This is a genomic window from Kribbella sp. NPDC055071, assembly GCF_053608045.1.
Map to the genome: position 1 here is coordinate 208,826 of NZ_JBSGUS010000004.1, position 19,826 is coordinate 228,651.

A 19,826-nucleotide genomic window follows, 5' to 3' on the forward strand; every position below is an offset into this window, starting at 1 on the left:
CTCACACAGTGTGCCCCGGCTCTGTTAAGCAGACGTTACGTCCCCCAGCGGACAACTGCGCCCTTAGGGCCTAGCGTGTTCCCTCGTGCGGACGATCTTTGACACCGGGTACCAGGCTGCGCTCTTTGTTGCCGTGATCCTCTGTGTCAGCGATCTACTGCTCAGCACTACGCGGTTCGTCCAGTCGCTGCGGCGCAGGCGTCCGGCCGAGCGGGATGTGCTCGGCCGCCGCTGGTTGCCGATCCCGGAGATCGGGTTCGGCATGTTCGCGTTCTGCTGCCCCGGACTGGTCGCGCTCGGGCTGACGCACCACAACGCCGACAACCTTCCGACCAAACAGATCCTGTTCGCCGCTGTCGTCTTCGGGTACGCCGGAGCCGTGCTGTCCCGCGTGGTCAGGACCCCGGGCCCGGGCGGGCGCCGCTTCCGGCTACGCGCCGGCCTGCTGCTCGGCCTGCCGGCGATCTTCGGCCTGGTCTTCGGCCTGTCCGGCGTTGCGCTCTGACCGGGCACTGAACCACGGCACGATCTTCTCCAGCGGCGCGAACGCCAGCCAGCACACGACTGTCGGCAGGAAGTGGATCAGCAGGATCGCCGTGTTCGCCGCGTGGAACCCGAGGAAGAACAGGGCTCCGAGCAACTGCCACCGTCCCTTGAGCCAGAGGACCACCGGCGAACAGAACTCCCCGATGATCCCGACCCACTGCATCACGTGCAGCACCCACGGGTAGTGCAGCAACCACTCCCCGACCGGGTGCGGCCGCCGTACGATCGCCCAGGTCAGAATCGCGCTCCCCGGCCACTTCAGCGCCCACCCGGCGCCACGCAGCTTCGCGATCGCGGACAAGAAGTACGTCGCGATGACCGAGATCTGTACGCATCGAATGGCCCATCCCGCCGCCTCGGACCGGGTCTGATCGCCGTACGACGCTTTGCCGCGGCGCACCGCCTTCACGGTCGGCAGCACCCACAACGCGATCACCAGCGCGAGATGGTCGTGGTCGACCTTCCCGTCGCTCATCCCGATCAGCACCCACCAGGTGAACGCCGGCGCCACGATCCAGCCGGCGATCCGCGGGAAGTAGTTGGTCGCCCCGACCAGGCAGGCAATGATCAGCACGATGTACAGCGCGGTCGTGTTCGCGACCGACGGCTTCGGCAGGTCGAGGATCCGGGCCAACAGCAACGGCTGGTAGAGGCCCGGATGCTTGCCCTTGTCCAGCGTGTCGCGGACGAACGCGTGCATGTCGAGGATGACGAACAGATACAGAACCGTCCGCAACCACGCGACCCGCGCCAGCGCGATCTTCGGCGTGAACCAGTTCACAGCCCTCATCGACGGACCTCCCACGTCGCGAGCACCTGTGAGACCGGTGGACCCTCGACCCGGCCCTTCACCAGCTGCGTCGTGTCCCGGATGAGCTCGAGCTTCACGTACTTCGGCTTGTCGGGATGCTTCTGCGCCCACCCGTCCGCGACCTGCTGCAACAGCGACGGATCCTTGATGATCTCCCCGGTCCGCGCTTCGATCTCGGCGCGGGCGACACCGGCGCCCTCGATGTTCAGCGGTACGTCGACCGTCGTCCCCGCGTCCGTGACCGCGCTGATCCGGGTGTAGTCGATCTTCGCGTCGTCGGCCACGGATCCGGCGTACTGCGACATCGGCCCGAACGGCCAGGCGTCGTCGGAGGCCCGCACGGATCCGTTGATCAGCAACCCGATCCCGACCAGCGCGACGGCGACCCGTACGCCCTTGCCGATCCGCCCCAACCGGACGTCGCCGGTCCGATCACCATCAGTCACGCTGGTCATTAGACCATCCTCGGTTTCGAGTGACTCTGCTCGGTTTCAAGCACGGGTCGTAGGGAATTTTCTATATCATGACCGCCCCAGAAAATATCCAACGTGCCGCGATGTCGCGCCGCACCCTGCTCCGCGGTGCCGCCGCGGGTGGCGTGCTGCTCGGCGGCATCGCCGTTCCCGTCACAGCAGCGCACGCGGCCCCGGCCCCGCGCTGTTACACGCGCACCGAATGGTCGGCGCGCCCGCCCAAGTCCGCCACCCAGGTGATCGGCGCGCCCGACCACATCGTCATCCACCACACCGCGAGCCCGAACGTCACCGACTACTCGCTCGCGGCGGCGTACAAGGTCCAGCACTGGATCCAGGACCTGCACATGGACACGAACGGCTGGATCGACATAGGCAACCAGCTCACGATCAGCCGCGGCGGGTTCCTGATGGAGGGTCGGAGCAAGTCGCTGTCGTCGATCCGGAACGGGCAGAACGTGCTGGGCGCCCAGACCGCCAACCAGAACAGCCACACGATCGGTATCGAGCACGAGGGCATCTACGTGACCGAGAACGTCCCGAGCACGCTCTTCGATGTGTCCGTGCTGACGTGCGCCTGGCTGTGTACGCAGTACGGTCTCGATCCGCATGCCGCGATCGTCGGGCACCGCGACTACAACACGACCCAGTGCCCGGGTGACGTGTTCTACGCCAGACTGCCGGAGCTGCGGGATCGAGTGGCCGCGGTCCTCGGTTGATAGGTGATCTTCCGGATCAACAACTCGAACGGGCCGCGGTAGTTGGCGCGCCGCATCCGATCGGCCAGCAGCACGGTCGCCAGCCAGGTCGCGACGGCGAGGAGTGCCGTCGTGGTGATGGTGAGCGTGTGCGACAGATCGAGCAGGTACGGCGTGAAGACCACGGCCCACACCACCGATTGCGACAGATAACAGGTCAGCGAGCGCTGGCCGACGGCGGCGATCGCTAGAGTCACCGTGCTCTGGCGATTGCTCAGCCGTCGTGCGATCAGCACGATCAGCGCGGCATACCCGAATCCGCCCAAGACACCCGACGCGTCGTGCAGCGGGCCGAGGTAGCTGAGCGCGTGATCGCTCGGCCGCGCGATCACGCCACCGACCACGAGCGACACCGGCAGCGCGCCGGCGACGGCGATGGTGAGGCCGAGGAGCGCCGTCGTACGGAGCAAGGTGAGGTGTTCGGCCGGGCGTTCGAGGATGCGTCGGCGTCCGGCCCACAGCCCGATCAGGAACGGCGTGACGAAGCCGATCCAGCCGAGTCCGGCGATGAACGGCTGCACGGTGATCCGATCGGCGAACTGGCCGAGGAAGTGCGGCGGCAGGATCGCCGGGTCCGTCGCATCCGATGCCGTCGACATCGAGTCGTCGCTCGGAAGCGCCGTCAGGACGAGCACGAACGCGGCCACGACGAACAGCCAGCGATCCTTCCAGCGCAACGCCCACACGCCGAGGAAGAGGAGTACGCCGTACGCCGCCAGGATGTCGCCGATGTACAGCAGCATCGCGTGCAGGAACCCCAACACCACCAGCACCAGACTCCGCCGCCACAACAACGTCCGGACGCCCCACCACGACTTCCCGGCCTCTCGCTGCCGCCGCACGATCTGCGCCACGCCGTACCCGAACAACACCCCGAACATCGGAAACGCCCGCCCGTCGACGAACGTCGAGATCACCATCCCGACCGCACGATCCAGCCCCGACCCGTCCACCGGAAACCCACCGAACACGCGATCCCCATAAACGAAGTAATGCGAGTTCGCCAGCGCAATGAACAACAACATGAACCCCCGAGCCAAGTCCGGCTCCAACGCCCGCTCCCCCAACCCCGTCGGCCCACCCTGATCACCCATACCCCCAGTCAACCCACCCAACCCGCACCCCACATCCACCAAAAGTCCCCCACAAACAAACCTTCGTCGCTCCTACCGGGAAGAGGAAAGTCGACCCTGGCCGAAGCGCTTGCACAGCTGGCGAGGGAGAACGGCGGCCGGTTGAGGTCGGGTGGGATCAGGTTGGGCGGATGCGGCGGGAGTTTCCGGGGATGGGGGCTGCGCATCTGGTGGTGGATGCGATGGATCCGCTGGATCACAACCTCGAAGTGGTGCTCGAGTACATTCGGCGATCGTAAGACTCGGGACGCGGCCGGGCCCACGAGCCGCGGGAACCAGTAATGTGCTCCCGTGTCTCAGCTTCGGGTGGCTCTTGCTCAGGTCAATGTGACCGTGGGTGACATTGACGGGAACGCGGACAAGATCGTCGCGTGGACCCGGAACGCGGTCGAGCGCGGCGTGCACGTGGTTGCCTTTCCCGAGCTGGGGCTGACCGGCTACCCGGTCGAGGATCTGGCCCTGCGGGCGTCGTTCGTGGATGCGTCGCAAGCGCGGATCGAGGACCTCGCGAAGCGGCTCGCCGACGAAGGTCTCGGCGACATCGTCGTCGTCTGCGGTTACCTCGATCGCGCCGGCGGTACGGCGATGGGCGTCGACCGGCTCGGTCGTCCCAAGGGCTCCCCGACGAACTCCGCCGCGGTGATCTACCAGGGCCGCGTCGTCACCAGCGCGGTCAAGCACCACCTGCCGAACTACGGCGTCTTCGACGAGTTCCGCCACTTCGTCCCGGGCAACACCCTGCAGGTGATCCGCATCCACGGCATCGACGTCGCCCTGGTGATCTGTGAGGACCTCTGGCAGGACGGCGGCCCGGTCGCAGTCACCAAGGCCGCCGGCGCCGGGCTGCTGCTCGTCGTGAACAGTTCGCCGTACGAAGCGAACAAGGACGACGCCCGTGGTGATCTCGTCACCCGCCGCGCTCGCGAGGCCGGCTGCTCGCTCGCCTACGTCAACCTGGTCGGCGGTCAGGACGAGCTCGTCTTCGACGGCGACTCGCTGGTCGCCGATGCCGAAGGCAAGATCTTCGCGCGGGCCCCACAGTTCGAGCAGGGCAGCATGGTCGTCGACCTCGAACTCCCGGCCGCATCCGGTACTCCGCACGGCACGTACGAGGGCATCGAGATCGTCCACACGGTGATCCACGAGGACGAGCTGCCGGCGTACGACGCGATGGACGCCGCCGTGGCACCACGCTTGTCCGACGAGGCCGAGATGTACGGCGCGATCGTCACCGGCCTACGCGACTACGTCCAGAAGAACGGATTCAAGTCCGTCCTGCTCGGGCTCTCCGGCGGCATCGACTCGTCGCTGGTCGCAGCGATCGCCTGTGATGCGGTCGGCGCCGAGCACGTGTTCGGAATCTCCAACCCGAGCGTCTACTCCAGTGACCACTCCAAGGACGACGCCGCCGAGCTGGCTGCGCGGACCGGGCTGAACTACCGGGTCGTGCCGATCCAGCCGATGGTGCAGCCGTTCCTCGACACGCTCGGGCTGACCGGCCTGGCCGAGGAGAACCTGCAGGCCCGGGTTCGCGCGGTGATCTGGATGGGTCTGTCGAACGCCGACGGCCACCTGGTACTTGCCTGCGGCAACAAATCCGAGCTGTCGGTCGGCTACTCGACCATCTACGGCGACGCGGTCGGCGGCTTCGCGCCGCTCAAGGACGTGCCGAAGACCGTCGTCTGGCGGCTGGCGAAGTGGCGGAACGCGGACGCGAAGGAACGCGGCCAGCAGCCGCCGATCCCGGAGAACTCGATCGTCAAGCCGCCGTCGGCCGAGCTGCGCCCCGGACAACAGGACACTGACTCGCTTCCGCCGTACGATCTGCTCGACGACATGCTGGACGACTATGTCGAGCAGGACCGTGGCAGCGCCGAGCTGGTGGCTGCCGGCTTCGACAGTGACCTGGTCAGCAAAGTGATCCAACTGGTGGACAAGGCGGAGTACAAGCGGCGACAGTACCCACCTGGCCCGAAGATCACCCACAAGGCTTTCGGCCGTGATCGGCGCCTGCCGATCACCAACGCATGGCGTGAGGACGCACGAAAGGCAGCCGAGCACTGAGCGACTCCTGGCGGTACCGCCCATCTCAGCCCGACAGCTGGGGCACCGACACACCGTGGGGCTCTCCCGAAGAGCTCGACGGCCGGTCCGATGCGCCTTTGGACCGGTCGAACGACGGTACGAGCGACAGCGTGACCGATCGCTCACCCACGGGCGGTGGCGCCTACCCTCCGCAACGGTGGGACGATGAGGGCATGGTTGACAACTTCCTGTCGGCCGGTACCCCAGGGGACGACGAGGAGCTGCCGTCGCCGTACGGGACCGGACCGAAGAACCGGACAACCGAAGAGCACCGCCGGTCCGACTACGGCGATGACAACTGGCGGGACAGCGGGCTCGGACTCGACCCCTCACCCTCCCTGCCGAACGCACCGCGGTCCTACGAGCGTGGACCCGTGCCGCAGCAACCGTACGTCCCGAAGCCGCCGTACCTGCCCGCAGCACCTCCGCCGCCACCGCAGCAACCCCAGCAGCGGTACGGCGATCAGCCGCAAGGCCGGTCGGAGTACTACGGGGACCGCGAGCAACCTCGTGAACCCGGCCGTGAGCCAACTCGTGAGCCGGGCCGTGAATCCATTCGTGAGTCGGGGCGCGAGCAGTTCCGGGGTGAGCGTGAGCAGTTCCGCAGCGACCAGGAGCAGAACCCGTTCCGGCCGCAGCAACCGCCGCCGCAGGGTCGGCCCAGCCCGTTCGGGCCCGGGAGCAACGGCACACCACCGCGGCCGCAGGCGCAGATCCAGCAGCCTCTCAATCAGCAGCCCCCGCGACCGCCCGCGCCGCCTCAGTCGAGCAACGGCGTGGCCCAGCGACCGGCCGCACCGCAGAGCTCGAACGGCAGCACCAACTGGCCTCCCGCTCAGAGCAACGGCCACTCCAACGGTCTGAGCCATCCGTCGAGCAATGGCCTGAGCAACGGCACCAGCCAGCAGGCGCCGATCCCCCAGCCGCAAACACCGCCGCCCGCGCCACAGCCGGCCCAGAATCAGCCAGCGCAGAATCAGCCGGCCCAGCCCAAGGCGGCGCCGAGCCTGCCGGCCCAGAATCAATCGGCCCAGAATCAATCGGCTCACAACCAGCCGGCGCAGAACAGCCAATCGGCTCAGAACCAATCGGCATTAATTCAAGCGGCGCAGAACCGCGCGTCCCACAACCAGGCGCCACAGAACCAGACAGCACAGAACCAGGCGCCGCAGAATCAGGCACCGCCGAACCAGGTGCCGCCCAGCCACGTGCCGCCGGGCCAGCCGCAGCAACAGCAACCACAGCAGCTGCGTCCTCCCGCGCCGCCCGCTCCCCCGGCATATCCGGTGGAGAACCCGACGATCACGCCGTACATGCCGGAAGCACTCGAGTCCCACCAACGGGAGCCGAAGCAGGACGGCGTCTACCTGTCGGACCCGAGCGCCGAGTACGACAGCGGCGAGTACAACGGCCCGGTAGACGCGCCAGGCAACGCACCAGCGAACGCGCCGGCCAACGTGGCGAACGAGCCCAGGCGCGTCGGAGCGCGGCGCCGTGCGGACGTTCAGCAGGACGCACCGCCGCAGGTCTCGACGACCGAGCACGCCAGCTCGCATCGCGCGGCCCGCAGAGCGCAGGCGACGGCGAGCACCGAGCCGTCCGAGTTCGCCGGCTCGTCGACACCGGCGGAGAATCGGCCGGCCGGCGGTAGTGCAGGTGCCGGCGGTGGTCCCAGTGAAGGCAGCAAGCGGCCGCGGCGGTACCGCGTTCATCACCTGCGCGACATGAAGAACCGTGGCGAGAAGTGGGCGATGCTGACGGCGTACGACCAGTACACCGCCGAGATCTTCGACCAGGCCGGCATCCCGGTCCTGCTCATCGGTGACTCCGCCGCCAACAACGTCTTCGGCTACGACACCACGCTGCGCGTCACGGTCGACGAGCTGATCCCGCTGGCACGGGCCGTCGCCGGTGCTGTCGATCGCGCGCTCGTCGTCGCGGACCTGCCGTTCGGTTCGTACCAGGCCTCACCCGAGCAGGCGTTCCACACCGCCGTACGGTTCATGAAGGAAGCCGGCGTGCATGCGGTGAAGCTGGAGGGCGGGCGCACCGTCGTACCGATGGTGGAGAAGCTGACCCAGTCCGGCATCCCCGTGATGGCGCACATCGGCTTTACGCCGCAGAGCGAGCACAGCATCGGCGGCTATCGGGTGCAGGGTCGTGGCGACCAGGCCGCCGGTCTGATCGACGACGCGGTCGCGCTGGCCGAGGCGGGTGCGTTCTCGGTTGTGCTGGAGATGGTGCCCGGCGACGTTGCGGCCGAGATCACCAAGCGAATCTCGATCCCTACCATCGGCATCGGTGCGGGCCGCGACACCGACGCTCAGGTCCTCGTGTGGCAGGACATGGCCGGGCTGCGGTCAGGCACGATGCCACGCTTCGTCAAGCAGTACGCCGACCTGCGCGGCATCCTCACCTCCGCGGCCACGAGCTACGCGGCCGACGTCGCCACCGGGAGCTTCCCGGCGGACGAGCACACCTTTTAGTCGGGCGGTCGGACCTCTCGACGGGCGTGGTCCGCGAGTTGCTCGGCCGCGGTCGGTGTGTGGTCGATGATCGCCGCGATCTCGTCGTACGGCAGGCCGAAGACGTCGTGCAGAACGAACGCGAGCTGCTCGGCAGGATCGAGCGACGCCAGCGCTAGCAGCAACGCCGTCCCGACAGCGTCGGCCAGCTCGTCCATGGATCGTCCTCTCGTCCATGCACTGACGAACGAGAACGAGCGAATGTGACGATTTAGATCCAGGGCAGGGCGGAGCGTTCGGTCCAGTACTCCTCGGGTTGCTGGACGAACTCGGTGAGCGGCCCGTCGGTGGCGAACGCGAGGTTGCTCTCGAGCTGTTCGGTGGTGATCGCGCCGCTGAGGACGACGTCGGCCCACGGCTGCTGTACGGCGGCGCCGATCGCGAGCGCATCCGGCGCGACACCGTGCTGAGCAGCGAACGCGTTGAACGGCGTCTCGCCGGCCTTCGCGGTCAAGCGACCGTTGGCGACGACCTCCTTCAGCACCACGAACCAGCCCGCGTCGTGCGCCTCGGCCAAGGCCTTGCCGGCCGACTTCTCGAGGACGTTCCACGTCGCCTGCACTGCGGAGAACGGCGCACCCAGCTCGAGCGCCTTGTGCAGCGTCTCGGCCTGATGCGGTCCACTCGTCGACAGCCCGACGCGTACGCCGCTGTCCGCCAGCTCTCGCAGTCGGTCCAGCAACCGCTGGTCGCCGAGCGCCGGGCTCTCCGGCGTCAGGCTGTGGATGAGGTAGAAGTCCGGCGGTCCACCAAGCGCTTGAAGGGTCTCCGGCCACTGCCGCTCGAACGTCGCGAGGCTGTGGTCCTTCACCTCGTTGATGTCCGCGTCCGTGCGCCAATCGGCGACGTAGGTGTAACCCCACTTCGACCCGATGGTCAGCTGCCTGCGACGCTCGGGCGTCAGCCACTCACCGAGGAACGTCTCGGCAAGTCCGTACGAACGCGCGGCATCGAAGTACCGAACACCGGCCTTCCACGCCTGCTCGAGCAGCTCGTGCGTCCGGGCGCGCAGGTCCTCAACCGCCCGGCCCGGCGGGAGATCCTCGTCATGACCGAGGTTGATGTACCCAGGACGCCCGAGCGCCGCCAGACCCAGACCGATGGTTGCCATGCCCTCGATCCTCCCACCACCGGCAAACGGGCACGTGGCAACTAATGTGAGACGCGCCGCATTAGGCGACGGTGACTTGGGTGTGTCCTCTAGCGTTTTGTGGTGTGAGCGAATCTCGATTGCCATCACCAGGCGGCGTCGTCCGGCGGACGACGGCCCGTGTCCTGCCGGTCCGGCCGGACGGCAAGGTCCTGCTCCTGCACGGCTGGGATCCGCTGAAGCCACAGACGCCGTACTGGTTCACCATCGGTGGCGGGGTCGAGGACGGCGAGACGATCCCGGAGGCGGCCAGCCGCGAGCTGCGCGAGGAGGTCGGCATCGAGCTGCCTCCCGATGCACTCGGTGCGCCGGTGGCGACGAGCACGATCGAGTTCGAGTGGGGTGGCTGCCGGATCATCCAGCAGCAGACCTTCTTCGCGGTCGCGGTGGACGGCGTCGACGTGACGTTCGCCAACCAGGAGAAGCTCGAGCTGGAGACGATCAGCGCACATGGCTGGTGGTACGGCGACGACCTCGAGGCGACCGGTCAGGCCGCCCACGCGACGATCCCCGGGCTACTGCGTCAAGCGACTGACACCATCACCCTGCGCCGCGCGTCCTGACCCTCTGCAGGAGGCTCAGCGACTCCGGGCCTCCTTCAGCACCTTCTTCGGGACCTTCTTGTCGACCTTGTAGTGATCGCGATCGATCCGCTCGGCGCAGCCGGCCTTCGACAGCCGCAGCAGGACAACCGGGCACTTCTTGCACCTGGGCTTGTCCTTGCAGCACTTCTTCTTGGCGGTCATCGATGGCACGCAGCGAGTGTAGGTGAGGCATACCTAAGCGTCTAGAGGCGCAAGCAGTCGCCGTGGCGCACGTCACTCCAGCTGTCCGCTGAGAACTTGCCGTGCTTCGACCAGCGACGGTCCGTACCAGGTCAGATGACGCCCGGAGACACACTTCGCCGGCCGCGGGAATGCCTCCGGTCCGTCCGTCGGTGAAAAGGCATAAGGCTCGTCCGGCAACACCACGAGGTCGTACTCGGGTAACGCATCCAGCTCGATCCGCGGATAGCGTTCACCGGAATCGGAGAGCACGTTGTCGATACCGATCCGGCTGAGCAGATCACCCGCGAACGTGTCCCGGCCCAATGCCATCCACGGTCTACGCCAGATTGGTACGACGGCGCTGCGGCGGCTTCCGACGTACGACGGACTCCACACTGCACGCGCCTGCGGCAACCATCCGGGAACGTCTCCGATGATCGCGGACAGCATGCGTTCGAGTGAGTCGAGTGACGCCTCGACAGTTGTCGGCGCGGTCACCCACACCGCGATTCCGCGCGCTCGCAACGCGTCGAGATCGACCGCGCGATTCTCTTCGGCGTTCGCGAGTACGACGTCCGGAGCAAGCGCTGCGATGACGTCGAGATCGGGATTCTTCGTACCGCGCACGCGGGTCACGTCGAGGTCCGCGGGATGCGTGCACCAGTCGGTCGCACCAACGATCAACTGCTGATGTGTTGCCGCGATCGACTCGGTCAACGAAGGCACGAGACTGACCACTCGCGTCACGTCGAACGGCAACGCGACGACGTCTCCGAGGTCGTCGAACAAGCTCTCTCGCACGTCGCTCACCTGTCTTGCTGCACCTGTCGTACGTGTCTTCCAGCACCTGTCGAACGCTTCTTCCAGCACCTGCCGCACTGCCTTCGCGCAGGACGTTGCCGATGACAACACTCGCCGATTTCGTCGTTCGAGGCCCGGATTGTGCGCGTGTCGCCAAGAAATTCTTGAGCACCTCGGGCATGCTCGGTGCGCAGCGGAATCCCTTCTGCACAAGGATTTTCGGCATTTACGCCGACCTTTGCGACTCATACGCCTTAACCTGCGGACGTTTCGGGTGCTTTACGTAGGCACCAAGTGTTGTCATCATCATGACGACGAGGAATCCACCGTGGTTTTCTCGGCCGTACCAAGGAGGCAGAGTGCCAGCCAAGAAGGCAGCCGCAGGGAAGGCGACAGCCAAAAAGGCTTCTCCCGCCAAGAAGACTGTCGCCAAGAAGGCTCCCGCAAAGAAGGTCGCCGCAAAGAAGGTAGCGACCAAGGCGACGTCCGCGCGGAAGGTGAGCGCAGCGAAGAAGACAGTGACGAAGAAGGTGAGTGCGGCCAAGAAGACGGTGGCCAAGAAGACAGTGGCGAAGAAGGCTCCGGCGAAGAAGGCGGTCGCCAAGAAGGCGCCGGCGAAGAAGGTCGCAGCCAAGAAGACCACTGCGAAGAAGGCACCGGCGAAGCGGACTGTCGCCAAGAAGGCGCCCGCGAAGAAGGCACCGGCCAAGAAGACCGTGGCCAAGAAGGCCCCGGCGCGCAAGGTCGCCGCCAAGAAGGCACCGGCGAAGAAGGTCGCGGCCAAGAAGGCCCCGGTTCGCAAGACGGCCGCCAAGAAGGCGCCCGCGACGCGAGCGGTTGCGAAGAAGGCCCCCGCGCGCAAGGCGCCGGCCCGTAAGACCGCAGCCCGGCGGGTCACCCGCTGATCCGGGCGTCCGCGTTCGCGCGACGTCGACCGCTACAAACCCAAGGGGCACCACCGATCCGGTGGTGCCCCTTGGCGCGTTCTCGAGCAGCCGAGCGTCAGTCGTCGTTCCAGTTGGGATCCTTGTCCCAGGCTTCGTTGCGTTCCTGGACTTTCTCCAGGGCCCGGGCGGCTTCTTCCGGGGAGCTGTACGGTCCGAGCCGGTCGCCGGCCTTCTCACCCTGGTACGGCTCGACCTTGCCGGTCTTGACGTTGTAGTACCACTCGTTGCTGTGATCGTCGCTCATCTGGATGACCACCTCCTGGGAGTCTTGTCGCAGCTCCCTAGAATAGTGCCATCATGTCGATCCTTACCCCCGGCAAAATCTCGCCGCGCCGCGAAGTTCCCGCATCCATCCCGCGCCCCGACTATGTCGGCAAACCGGCTCCGACGCCGTTCGACGGTTCGTATGTCACGGCTCCCGAGCTGGTCGAGAAGATGCGCGTGGCGAGCAAACTGGCCGCGGACGCGTTGCAGGCGGTCGGTGCCGCGGCGAAGCCCGGAGTCAGCACCGACGAGCTGGACAGGGTCGGCCACGAATACCTGATCGAACGCGGCGCCTACCCGTCGACGCTCGGCTACCGCGGCTACCCGAAGTCGCTGTGTACGTCGGTCAACGAGGTCATCTGTCACGGCATCCCCGACGACCGTCAGCTCGAGGACGGCGACATCGTCAACGTCGACATCACGGCGTTCCTGGACGGAGTCCACGGCGACACGAACGCGACGTTCCTGGTCGGTGACGTCGACGAGGAGAGCCGGCTGCTGGTCGAGCGCACTCACGAGGCGATGATGCGCGGGATCAAGGCAGTCAAGCCTGGTCGCCAGGTCAGCATCATCGGCCGCGTGATCGAGTCCTACGCCAAGCGCTTCGGGTACGGCGTGGTCCGCGACTTCACCGGTCACGGCATCGCGACGTCGTTCCACTCCGGCCTGATCATCCCGCACTACGACGACGAACGCTTCGACGACGTCATCGAGCCCGGCATGACGTTCACGATCGAGCCGATGCTCACTCTCGGCACGTACGACTACGACCTCTGGGCCGACGGCTGGACCGCCACCACCAAGGACAAGTCCCGCACCGCCCAGTTCGAACACACCCTCGTAGTCACCCCCACCGGCGCCGAAATCCTCACCCTCCCATGAGAGTTACCCGCTACGACGAAACTCATCTAGCGGGCATCGCCGCGATCTGCGCCGCGGAAGACTGGCCGAGCCTCTCGACCGACCCGGCGCGCGCCCACGCGGTCCTCACCGCGCCCGGTGTCACCACGGTCGTCGCCGTAGCAGGCGAGCAGGTCGTCGGATTCGCCTACCTGCAAAGCGACGGTCACATCCAGGCCCACCTGTCGCAGATGGCCGTCCACCGCGACCACCGCCGCAAGAGCATCGGCCGAGCCCTCCTCGAGTACGCCGTACCCCTGACCGGAGCACAACGCGTGGACCTGGTCACCGACACGGCCGAAGACTTCTACGCGTCGTTCGACCACCGCACCTACTCAGGCTTCCGCATCTACCCCTAGCCGGCCACGACGCGGGACATCCGGCCCGTGCCGTGCCGTGTCGTGTCGTGTGGTGTCGTGTCGTGAGTTGAGTCGTGGATCGTGGTCGACGACACGCACGATCACCCGCCGAAATCCACGACTCGAAACCCCGCCCCGAACCATTCACCACGACTCGGCAACCCCGACCCGACAGGCCGACCATCTCATGGGGTATCCCATGAGGTTGTCCGTTCTCCCACTGCGATTTGACCGGAGAACCGGCCATCTCATGGGATACCCCATGAGATGGTGACTGGTCGGAGAGGGGTGGTCGAGGGTCTCGGTTGGTGAGTGGGGCCGATCCGCCGGCCCGGGCAAGGACCGTGCATCAACTGAGCGGTGTGAAGTCCGAGGTTGTGTAGAGGGTGCGGGCTGGGGTGTTGGTGTCCTCGACGCGGAGGGCGACGGTTGTTGTGGCGCAGGTGGAGAGGAGTCGGCGGGCTATTCCTTGGCGGCGGTGGGTGGGGGCTGTGAAGAGTTCGATGATGAAGGGGCAGTCGGGGGTGTCGGGCCAGGGGGCTCGGTCTACTACGAGGATCGCGCCGACCAAGTGATCGCCTGACCAGGCCAGGCGGCTGAGGTTCAGGTCGAGGGTGCCGTAGTGGCCTTCGAAGCTGAGCTCGATGTCTTCGATGGCTTCTTCCAGGGTCGCCGCGGCCACGCCTGGTTCGTACGCCTCGAAGTAGAGGCGCCCAAGGGCCTGGATGTCAGCTGGTGCAGGCGGCCGGAGGACGACGCCGGCTACCGGCGGTCCGGCCAAAGGTGCGGCGGACCGCATCAGCACGGTCACGACGCGGACTGGATGAACGCAGCCAGGTCCGACGATTGCTGGACGCGGGACTCGTCGTGGACGTACATCATGTGGCCGGCCGGGTAGTACTTGGTTTCGATGTTGGCGACGAGTTCCGCAGGGATCTGAAGCCGCGCGAGCGTGCTCTCGGTCGCGAAGTACGGCGTGGCGCCGTCGTAGTGACCGGACGCGACATGGATCTTCAGGTGCGGGTTCACGCGCATCGCCTCGGCGAGCTTCTCGGCAACGCTGATCTGCTGCCCTTCGAACTCCTTGAAGGACCACTCCTTCGCCGCGTCGAAGCTGATGATCTCGTACGGCAGATCGTTCTCGTAGCCGAGCTCCACGCGGACATAGTGATTCAAAGCCGCCGTGTACGGTCCGGTGATCGCGCTGAACGACGGGTCGTTGTCCTGCTTCTCGCCGCCGGCGTCCGCGTCCCAGCCGATGAACCGACCGTCCAGCCGACCGACGACCTGGCGGCGCGAGCGCAGCAGCTCGGCGAAGAAGCGCATGTGCTCGATCCGCAGGTTCACGCGATCGATGTAGTCCTCGCTCAGCCCGGTCAGTTCCGCCAGCCGGGTGACCACCTCGGCGCGGTAGTCCGCCGGGATTCGGTTGCCCTGGGCAAGCGCGTTCGGGTACCGCCCGGCCGCGAACCGCTCGGCGTCGGCGAGCACCTCCGGCAGCGACCGGTCCGGGATCAACCCGTGATAGTGCGCGATCGCGGCGTACGTGGGGAGGAACAGCGTGTACGCGAGATCGTTGCCCGGGGTGAAGTCGAGCGTCCCGAACTCCAGCACGGACGAGATCAGCATGATCCCGTTCAGGTACATCCCGTGCCGTTCCTGCAGATGCGAGGCCAGCCCGGCGGCGCGCATCGTGCCGTACGACTCACCGGCCAGGAACTTCGGCGACATCCAGCGTCCGTTGCGCGACGTCCACAAGCGGATCACCTCGCCGACCGACTCCAGGTCGCGGGTGAACCCGTGGTACTCACCCGGCTTCTCGCCCTCGACCGCCCGTGAGTACCCGGTCGCGACCGGGTCGATGAAGACCAGGTCACTGTGCTGCAGCAAGGTTTCCACGTTGTCGACCAGCCGGTACGGCGGCGCCGCGACCGAACCCGCGTCACCAGACACCACGCGGCGCGGGCCGAGCAGCCCGAGGTGCAGCCAGACGCTCGACGAGCCGGGACCACCGTTGAACGCGAACGTGACCGGCCGGTCGGCCGCGTCGGCGTCGTCCAGCGTGTACGCAGTCAGGAACACCTCGGCCTTCGGCACGTGCCCGTCGAACTTGCCGTCGGTCAGCACCTCCTGCCGCAGCACGATCCGCCCGGTGGTCGCGGTGTACGCCAGCTCGCGCCCGTCGACGTTCAGCGTGTGCTGCGTCGTCACCAACGCGTCCACCGGCGGCGCAGGCTTCTTCTCGGCCGGGATCTCTGCGCTGGTGTTCTCATCCGTCGCCATGCCCAGCACCCTAAACGACCGTGGAGCCGCCCGCCGCGAAGGACGAGCGGCTCCGGGCTCCCGCTAGCTCAGCGAGAAGGTGTCGATGTCGAACAGCGAACCCGAGCCACCACTGAACGTGAGGAACAGCGGCCCAGTTCCGGCGGCCGTCAGCGTGGTCGAGACGGTCTGGAAGTTCTCCCAGCCGCCAGTGACCGGTACGGCGACCGTCCCGAGCACCGGCCCGGTCGCAGACCCCGACCGGATCCGGATCGTGCCGCCGGCTCCACCCGACGAGATCCGTGCGCTGAAGCCGGTCTTGCCGGTCAGGTTCACCTGCGAATAGCCGGCCCAGTCACCGTTGTCGATGTAGCCGAGCGTCGCACCGCCACTGGCACCGTTGTGTCCGGCCACCTGTACGCCCGACTGCGACGTAAACGCCTCGCCCTCCACCTGTGTGACAGGAGGCGTGGACGTGGCTCCTGCGGCGTACTGGATGCCGCCCAGCAGGTGTTGGCGGAACGCCTGCTCGGAGTACGACTCGATGGTGTGCCCGAAGCCGGTGTAGAACGAGCGGCCCGAACCGACCGAGTGGTACCAGGCGATCGGATGATCGCCCATGTTCCCGCCCGTGTACGTCGATTCATCCAGGTTGATCAGCACGTGCACGTTCGGCCGGGGGTTGGTCGAGTAGTTGTACAGCTCGTCGGTGCGGACCCACGTCGTACCCAGGTGGGCGGTCGACTGGTGTGTGCGGTCCTCGACCCGCGCCGTCACTTGCTGGATCGCCGGGTGGCTGTTGAACCACGCGCCCATCAGCTGCCCGTAGAACGGCCATCCGTACTCGGTGTCCGCGGCCGCGTGGACTCCGACGTACCCGCCGCCGCCGTTGATGTACGACTGGAACGCCGTCTGCTGTGCGTCGTTGAGGATGTCACCGGTCGTGCTCAGGAAGACCACGGCCTTGTACGCCCCGAGTTGCGCGGTCGTGAAGACAGTGCTGTCCTCGGTCGCGGTGACGGTGAATCCGTTGGCGGCACCCAGTTCGCGGATCGCCTGGATGCCGGCCGGGATCGAGTCGTGCCGGAAGCCGGCCGTCTTGCTGAACACCAGCACCTGGTACGGCGCTGCGAACGCCTGCGGAGCCGCGAAGCCCACGGCCAGCAGTCCACCCGTGATCAATGCGGTACGGCGCGTGAAGGTAGTCATAGCAAGCCCCTTAGGGAGTGACGGTGAAGGTGTCGACGTCGAACAGGTTTCCGGCGCCACCGGTGAACGTCAGGAACAACGGCCCACTCGCAGCCGCGTTCAAGGTGGTCGAGACCGTCTGGAACGTCTCCCAGCCACCAGTGACCGGTACAGCGACCGATCCGAGCAGCGTGCCGGTCGCGGAGCCCGCACGGATCTGGAGAGTCCCGCCCGAACCGGCCGATGAGACCCGCGCGCTGAACCCGTGCATCCCGGCCGTGCTGACTCCGGAGTACCCGGCCCAGTCGCCGTTCTCGATGTAGCCGAGCGTCGCGCCACCACTCGCGCCGGCATGTGCGGCGGCCTGAACGCCGGACTGCGAGGTGAACGCCTCGCCTTCGGTGGTGACCGCCCCAGCTCCTGTGGTCGCGAGCGTGAACGCGTCCAGGTCGAAGAGGTTGCCGTTGCCGGTGGCCCCCTTGAACACGAGCACCAACGTCGTCGTACCGGCCGGCTTGTTGGTCAGGTTGACCGAGACGTTGGTGAAGGTGTCCCAGCTGCCCGTCGGCGCCACTGCCACGGTCCCCATCAGCGCACCGGTCGCGGACCCGGCCCGGACCTCGATCGTCCCGCCGGGACCGGCCGACGAGACGCGTCCGGTGAACGACGTCGCGTTGCTCACCGCGTACGGCGCCAACGAGATCCAGTCGTTGTTGTCGACGAACCCGACGGTCTTGCCGCCTTCAGCCGTACCGTGATCGGCCAACTGGATACCCGACTGCGCGGTGAAGTGCTCGGCCTGGCGGTGCCGTGGTTGCAACTTGTGGATGCTGTGCGACGTGAGCCCACCATTGTCGGTGTACTCCGCGTCGAAGACGCCGAACACGTTGGCCGACGGATCGTGCTCACCATCGACCGGTACGGCGATCGAGCCGCTGCACCCCGTCTTCGACGTGATCTGGTGCTGGTGATCGTCGTGCCCGAGCAGGTAGGTCACCTTCACCCGCGAGCAGTCGATCGTCCCGTCCTCGGGATCGGTCACCGTCACCTGGAAGGGAACCGTGTCACCGAAGGAGAACAACTGCCCGTCGACCGGCGTCTGCAGATTCACCGTCGGCGCCGTATTGCCGACGCTGATCTGCACATTGGCCGAGCCGGTCAACCCGGTCGGATCGGTCACGGTCAGCGTCGCGGTGAAGGTGCCTGCGGTGTTGTAGGTGTACGTCGGATTCGCCTGCGTCGACGTACCTCCGTCACCGAAGGTCCACCGGTAGGTCAACGCACCACCCTCCGGGTCCGAGCTGCCCGCGGACGAGAACGCCACCGTCAGCGGGCGGCCACCCGAGGTGGGATTGCCACTGGCCTTGGCGATCGGGTTCCGGTTCTGGCTGCCCAGGCACTCGATCCGCCACAACGCCTGATTGTTGGAGCCGGTGCCGTAGTCGAGCACGTAAAGCGCGCCATCAGGCCCGAAGGCCATGTCCATCACCTGAGTGCCGGTCCAGGGGAACGCACCGATGTCGCCGACCCCGCCGCTGCTGGTCACCTCGATCGCCTTGATCCATTTCCGGCCGTACTCACCGGCGAAGAAGCGGCCGTCCAGCGATTGCGGGAACTTCACCGCCGAGTTGAGGTTCGGGTCGAACCGGTAGACGGGTCCACCCATCGGCGACTCGGAGCCGCCGTTGCCGAATTCGGGCGGCGTACCGGCGTCTCCGCCGTACCGGATCCACGCCGGTTTGGCCGGCGCCAGCTTCGTCTGGCCGGTGTTGCGGAACGAGTTGTTGGTGACTCCACCCGCGCAGTCGAACTTGGCGCCCGACGGACCACTCGGGAACTGGAAGTCGTTGTACGTCTCGGTCGCCGTGTTCGTGCCGGTGCAGTACGGCCAGCCGAAGTTGCCCGGCGCAGTGATGCGGTCGAACTCGACCTGACCGTTCGGCCCGCGGTTCGGGTCCGTGACACCGGAGTCCGGGCCGTAGTCGCCGAGGTAGACGATGCCGGTGGCCTTGTCCACGCTCATCCGGAACGGGTTGCGGAAGCCCATCGCGTAGATCTCCGGGCGGGTCTGCGCCGTTCCGGGCGCGAACATGTTGCCGGTCGGGATCGTGTAGGTGCCGTCGGGTTGCGGATGGATCCGGAGCAGCTTGCCGCGCAGGTCGTTGGTGTTGCCGGCGCTGCGCTGGGCGTCGAACTGCGGGTTGCGGCTGGTCCGCTCGTCGATCGGGGTGAAACTGTCGGACTGGAACGGGTTGCTGTCGTCGCCGGTGGTCAGGTAGAGGTTGCCTGCGGCATCGAAATCGAGATCGCCGCCGACATGGCAGCACTGGCCCCGATCGTTGGCGACCCTCAACACGATCTTCTCGCTCGCCAGATCGAGGGTGTTGTCGGTCTTGAGGGTGAACCTGGACAGGTGCAGCTCACCCTTCCACGCATCCCAGTCGGCCTGCGTCCCGTCGGTCGGCGCATCGCCGTCCGGAGTGCTGAGGCGAGGTGAGAAGTACAGGTAGATGAAGCGGTTGGTGGCGAAGTTGGGATCGACCGCGACGCCCTGCAGCCCTTCCTCGTCGTGCGTGTAGACGTTGAGCTTGCCGGCCAGCGTGGTCGTGCCGGCGGCGTCGGTGATCCGGACCGAGCCGTCGCGGGCGGTGTGAACCACCGACCTGTTCGGCAGGACGGCCAGTGACATCGCCTCACCGAGCTCGTTGGCGCCACTGGCCAGTGACACCTGCTGGTAGTCGCCGGGCGGGATGGTCGAGCCCGCTTGGGCGGTTGGTGCGCTGAGCCCTAGGGCAGCTAGCAGTACGGACGTGATCAGCACAGAGATCCGCCGTACACCTTTCTTGGTCATGGCAGA

Annotated in this window: 20 protein-coding genes; 8 read left to right on the top strand and 12 right to left on the bottom strand. The window is 66.8% G+C overall.

The genetic code is table 11. From position 1 onward, the window contains the following. Positions 1–85 precede the first annotated feature (85 nt). Positions 86–505 carry a hypothetical protein gene (locus ACWF4Z_RS09525; RefSeq protein ID WP_452242520.1) on the top strand — a complete coding sequence of 140 codons (420 nt, stop codon included), beginning with the start codon at positions 86–88 and terminating at the stop codon, positions 503–505. Here the strand turns inward: ACWF4Z_RS09525 and ACWF4Z_RS09530 are convergent. Next, positions 431–1,336: a hypothetical protein gene (locus ACWF4Z_RS09530; RefSeq protein WP_452242521.1), complete on the bottom strand. Its 906-nt coding sequence runs from the start codon at positions 1,334–1,336 to the stop codon at positions 431–433. The two genes, ACWF4Z_RS09525 and ACWF4Z_RS09530, sit on opposite strands and share 75 nt — an antisense overlap. Beyond that, on the bottom strand, positions 1,333–1,812 hold the full coding sequence (locus ACWF4Z_RS09535; RefSeq protein ID WP_452242522.1) for a hypothetical protein: 480 nt from the start codon (positions 1,810–1,812) through the stop codon (positions 1,333–1,335). The genes ACWF4Z_RS09530 and ACWF4Z_RS09535 overlap by 4 nt, the downstream gene beginning before the upstream one ends. A gap of 101 nt (positions 1,813–1,913) precedes the next feature. Between ACWF4Z_RS09535 and ACWF4Z_RS09540 the strand changes: the two genes are divergently transcribed. After that, a complete protein-coding gene (locus tag ACWF4Z_RS09540; protein WP_452242523.1) occupies positions 1,914–2,549 on the top strand; it encodes a peptidoglycan recognition protein family protein in 636 nt (211 codons plus the stop codon). On the opposite strand, the gene ACWF4Z_RS09545 is transcribed toward ACWF4Z_RS09540, so the two are convergent. Continuing rightward, complete coding sequence (locus tag ACWF4Z_RS09545) at positions 2,498–3,682, bottom strand: DUF418 domain-containing protein (protein WP_452242524.1); 1,185 nt, start codon at positions 3,680–3,682, stop codon at positions 2,498–2,500. The genes ACWF4Z_RS09540 and ACWF4Z_RS09545 overlap by 52 nt on opposite strands. Positions 3,683–4,012: 330 nt before the next feature. On the opposite strand from ACWF4Z_RS09545, the gene ACWF4Z_RS09550 reads away from it, so the two are divergent. Together ACWF4Z_RS09550 and panB are read left to right on the top strand one after the other, a co-directional pair. Next, complete coding sequence (locus tag ACWF4Z_RS09550; protein ID WP_452242525.1) at positions 4,013–5,785, top strand: NAD+ synthase; 1,773 nt, start codon at positions 4,013–4,015, stop codon at positions 5,783–5,785. A 194-nt stretch (positions 5,786–5,979) separates the two neighbouring features. After that, positions 5,980–8,292, top strand: coding sequence for a 3-methyl-2-oxobutanoate hydroxymethyltransferase (gene panB / locus ACWF4Z_RS09555; protein WP_452242526.1), 2,313 nt, complete (start codon positions 5,980–5,982; stop codon positions 8,290–8,292). Here the strand turns inward: panB and ACWF4Z_RS09560 are convergent. After that, positions 8,289–8,489 (bottom strand): sigma factor-like helix-turn-helix DNA-binding protein, encoded by a 201-nt coding sequence (locus ACWF4Z_RS09560; RefSeq protein WP_452242527.1) that lies wholly within the window; start codon positions 8,487–8,489, stop codon positions 8,289–8,291. The genes panB and ACWF4Z_RS09560 overlap by 4 nt on opposite strands. Before the next feature lie 53 nt (positions 8,490–8,542). Further along, positions 8,543–9,442 carry an aldo/keto reductase gene (locus tag ACWF4Z_RS09565; protein ID WP_452242528.1) on the bottom strand — a complete coding sequence of 300 codons (900 nt, stop codon included), beginning with the start codon at positions 9,440–9,442 and terminating at the stop codon, positions 8,543–8,545. Positions 9,443–9,546: 104 nt separating this feature from the next. Here ACWF4Z_RS09565 and ACWF4Z_RS09570 point away from each other — a divergent pair, with 104 nt between their 5' ends. Next, a complete protein-coding gene (locus ACWF4Z_RS09570; RefSeq protein ID WP_452242529.1) occupies positions 9,547–10,044 on the top strand; it encodes an NUDIX hydrolase in 498 nt (165 codons plus the stop codon). 15 nt (positions 10,045–10,059) lie between these two features. Here the strand turns inward: ACWF4Z_RS09570 and ACWF4Z_RS09575 are convergent, their stop codons facing one another. Both ACWF4Z_RS09575 and ACWF4Z_RS09580 read right to left on the bottom strand, forming a co-directional pair. Beyond that, positions 10,060–10,236, bottom strand: coding sequence for a hypothetical protein (locus ACWF4Z_RS09575; protein ID WP_452242680.1), 177 nt, complete (start codon positions 10,234–10,236; stop codon positions 10,060–10,062). 63 nt (positions 10,237–10,299) lie between these two features. Further along, entirely contained in the window at positions 10,300–11,049 is a 750-nt protein-coding gene (locus ACWF4Z_RS09580; RefSeq protein ID WP_452242530.1) for a helical backbone metal receptor, read from the bottom strand. A gap of 359 nt (positions 11,050–11,408) precedes the next feature. Between ACWF4Z_RS09580 and ACWF4Z_RS09585 the strand changes: the two genes are divergently transcribed. Next, positions 11,409–11,954: a histone H1-like repetitive region-containing protein gene (locus ACWF4Z_RS09585; protein WP_452242531.1), complete on the top strand. Its 546-nt coding sequence runs from the start codon at positions 11,409–11,411 to the stop codon at positions 11,952–11,954. Positions 11,955–12,051: 97 nt separating this feature from the next. On the opposite strand, the gene ACWF4Z_RS09590 is transcribed toward ACWF4Z_RS09585, so the two are convergent. Beyond that, positions 12,052–12,240 (bottom strand): hypothetical protein, encoded by a 189-nt coding sequence (locus tag ACWF4Z_RS09590; protein ID WP_452242532.1) that lies wholly within the window; start codon positions 12,238–12,240, stop codon positions 12,052–12,054. A 53-nt stretch (positions 12,241–12,293) separates the two neighbouring features. Here ACWF4Z_RS09590 and map point away from each other — a divergent pair, with 53 nt between their 5' ends. Together map and ACWF4Z_RS09600 are read left to right on the top strand one after the other, a co-directional pair. Continuing rightward, positions 12,294–13,142 (top strand): type I methionyl aminopeptidase, encoded by an 849-nt coding sequence (gene map, locus ACWF4Z_RS09595; RefSeq protein WP_452242533.1) that lies wholly within the window; start codon positions 12,294–12,296, stop codon positions 13,140–13,142. Continuing rightward, positions 13,139–13,519: a GNAT family N-acetyltransferase gene (locus tag ACWF4Z_RS09600; protein ID WP_452242534.1), complete on the top strand. Its 381-nt coding sequence runs from the start codon at positions 13,139–13,141 to the stop codon at positions 13,517–13,519. Before map ends, ACWF4Z_RS09600 begins: the two co-directional genes overlap by 4 nt. Before the next feature lie 349 nt (positions 13,520–13,868). On the opposite strand, the gene ACWF4Z_RS09605 is transcribed toward ACWF4Z_RS09600, so the two are convergent. From ACWF4Z_RS09605 to ACWF4Z_RS09620, 4 genes are all read right to left on the bottom strand, one after another. Next, on the bottom strand, positions 13,869–14,330 hold the full coding sequence (locus tag ACWF4Z_RS09605; protein ID WP_452242535.1) for a GNAT family N-acetyltransferase: 462 nt from the start codon (positions 14,328–14,330) through the stop codon (positions 13,869–13,871). Beyond that, the gene (locus ACWF4Z_RS09610) at positions 14,327–15,802 is read right to left on the bottom strand and encodes a S10 family peptidase (RefSeq protein ID WP_452242536.1); all 1,476 of its coding nucleotides are present in this window, start codon (positions 15,800–15,802) and stop codon (positions 14,327–14,329) included. Before ACWF4Z_RS09610 ends, ACWF4Z_RS09605 begins: the two co-directional genes overlap by 4 nt. A gap of 63 nt (positions 15,803–15,865) precedes the next feature. Further along, the gene (locus ACWF4Z_RS09615; protein ID WP_452242537.1) at positions 15,866–16,990 is read right to left on the bottom strand and encodes a ThuA domain-containing protein; all 1,125 of its coding nucleotides are present in this window, start codon (positions 16,988–16,990) and stop codon (positions 15,866–15,868) included. A gap of 10 nt (positions 16,991–17,000) precedes the next feature. Further along, on the bottom strand, positions 17,001–19,820 hold the full coding sequence (locus tag ACWF4Z_RS09620) for a carbohydrate-binding protein (RefSeq protein WP_452242538.1): 2,820 nt from the start codon (positions 19,818–19,820) through the stop codon (positions 17,001–17,003). Positions 19,821–19,826: the final 6 nt, after the last annotated feature.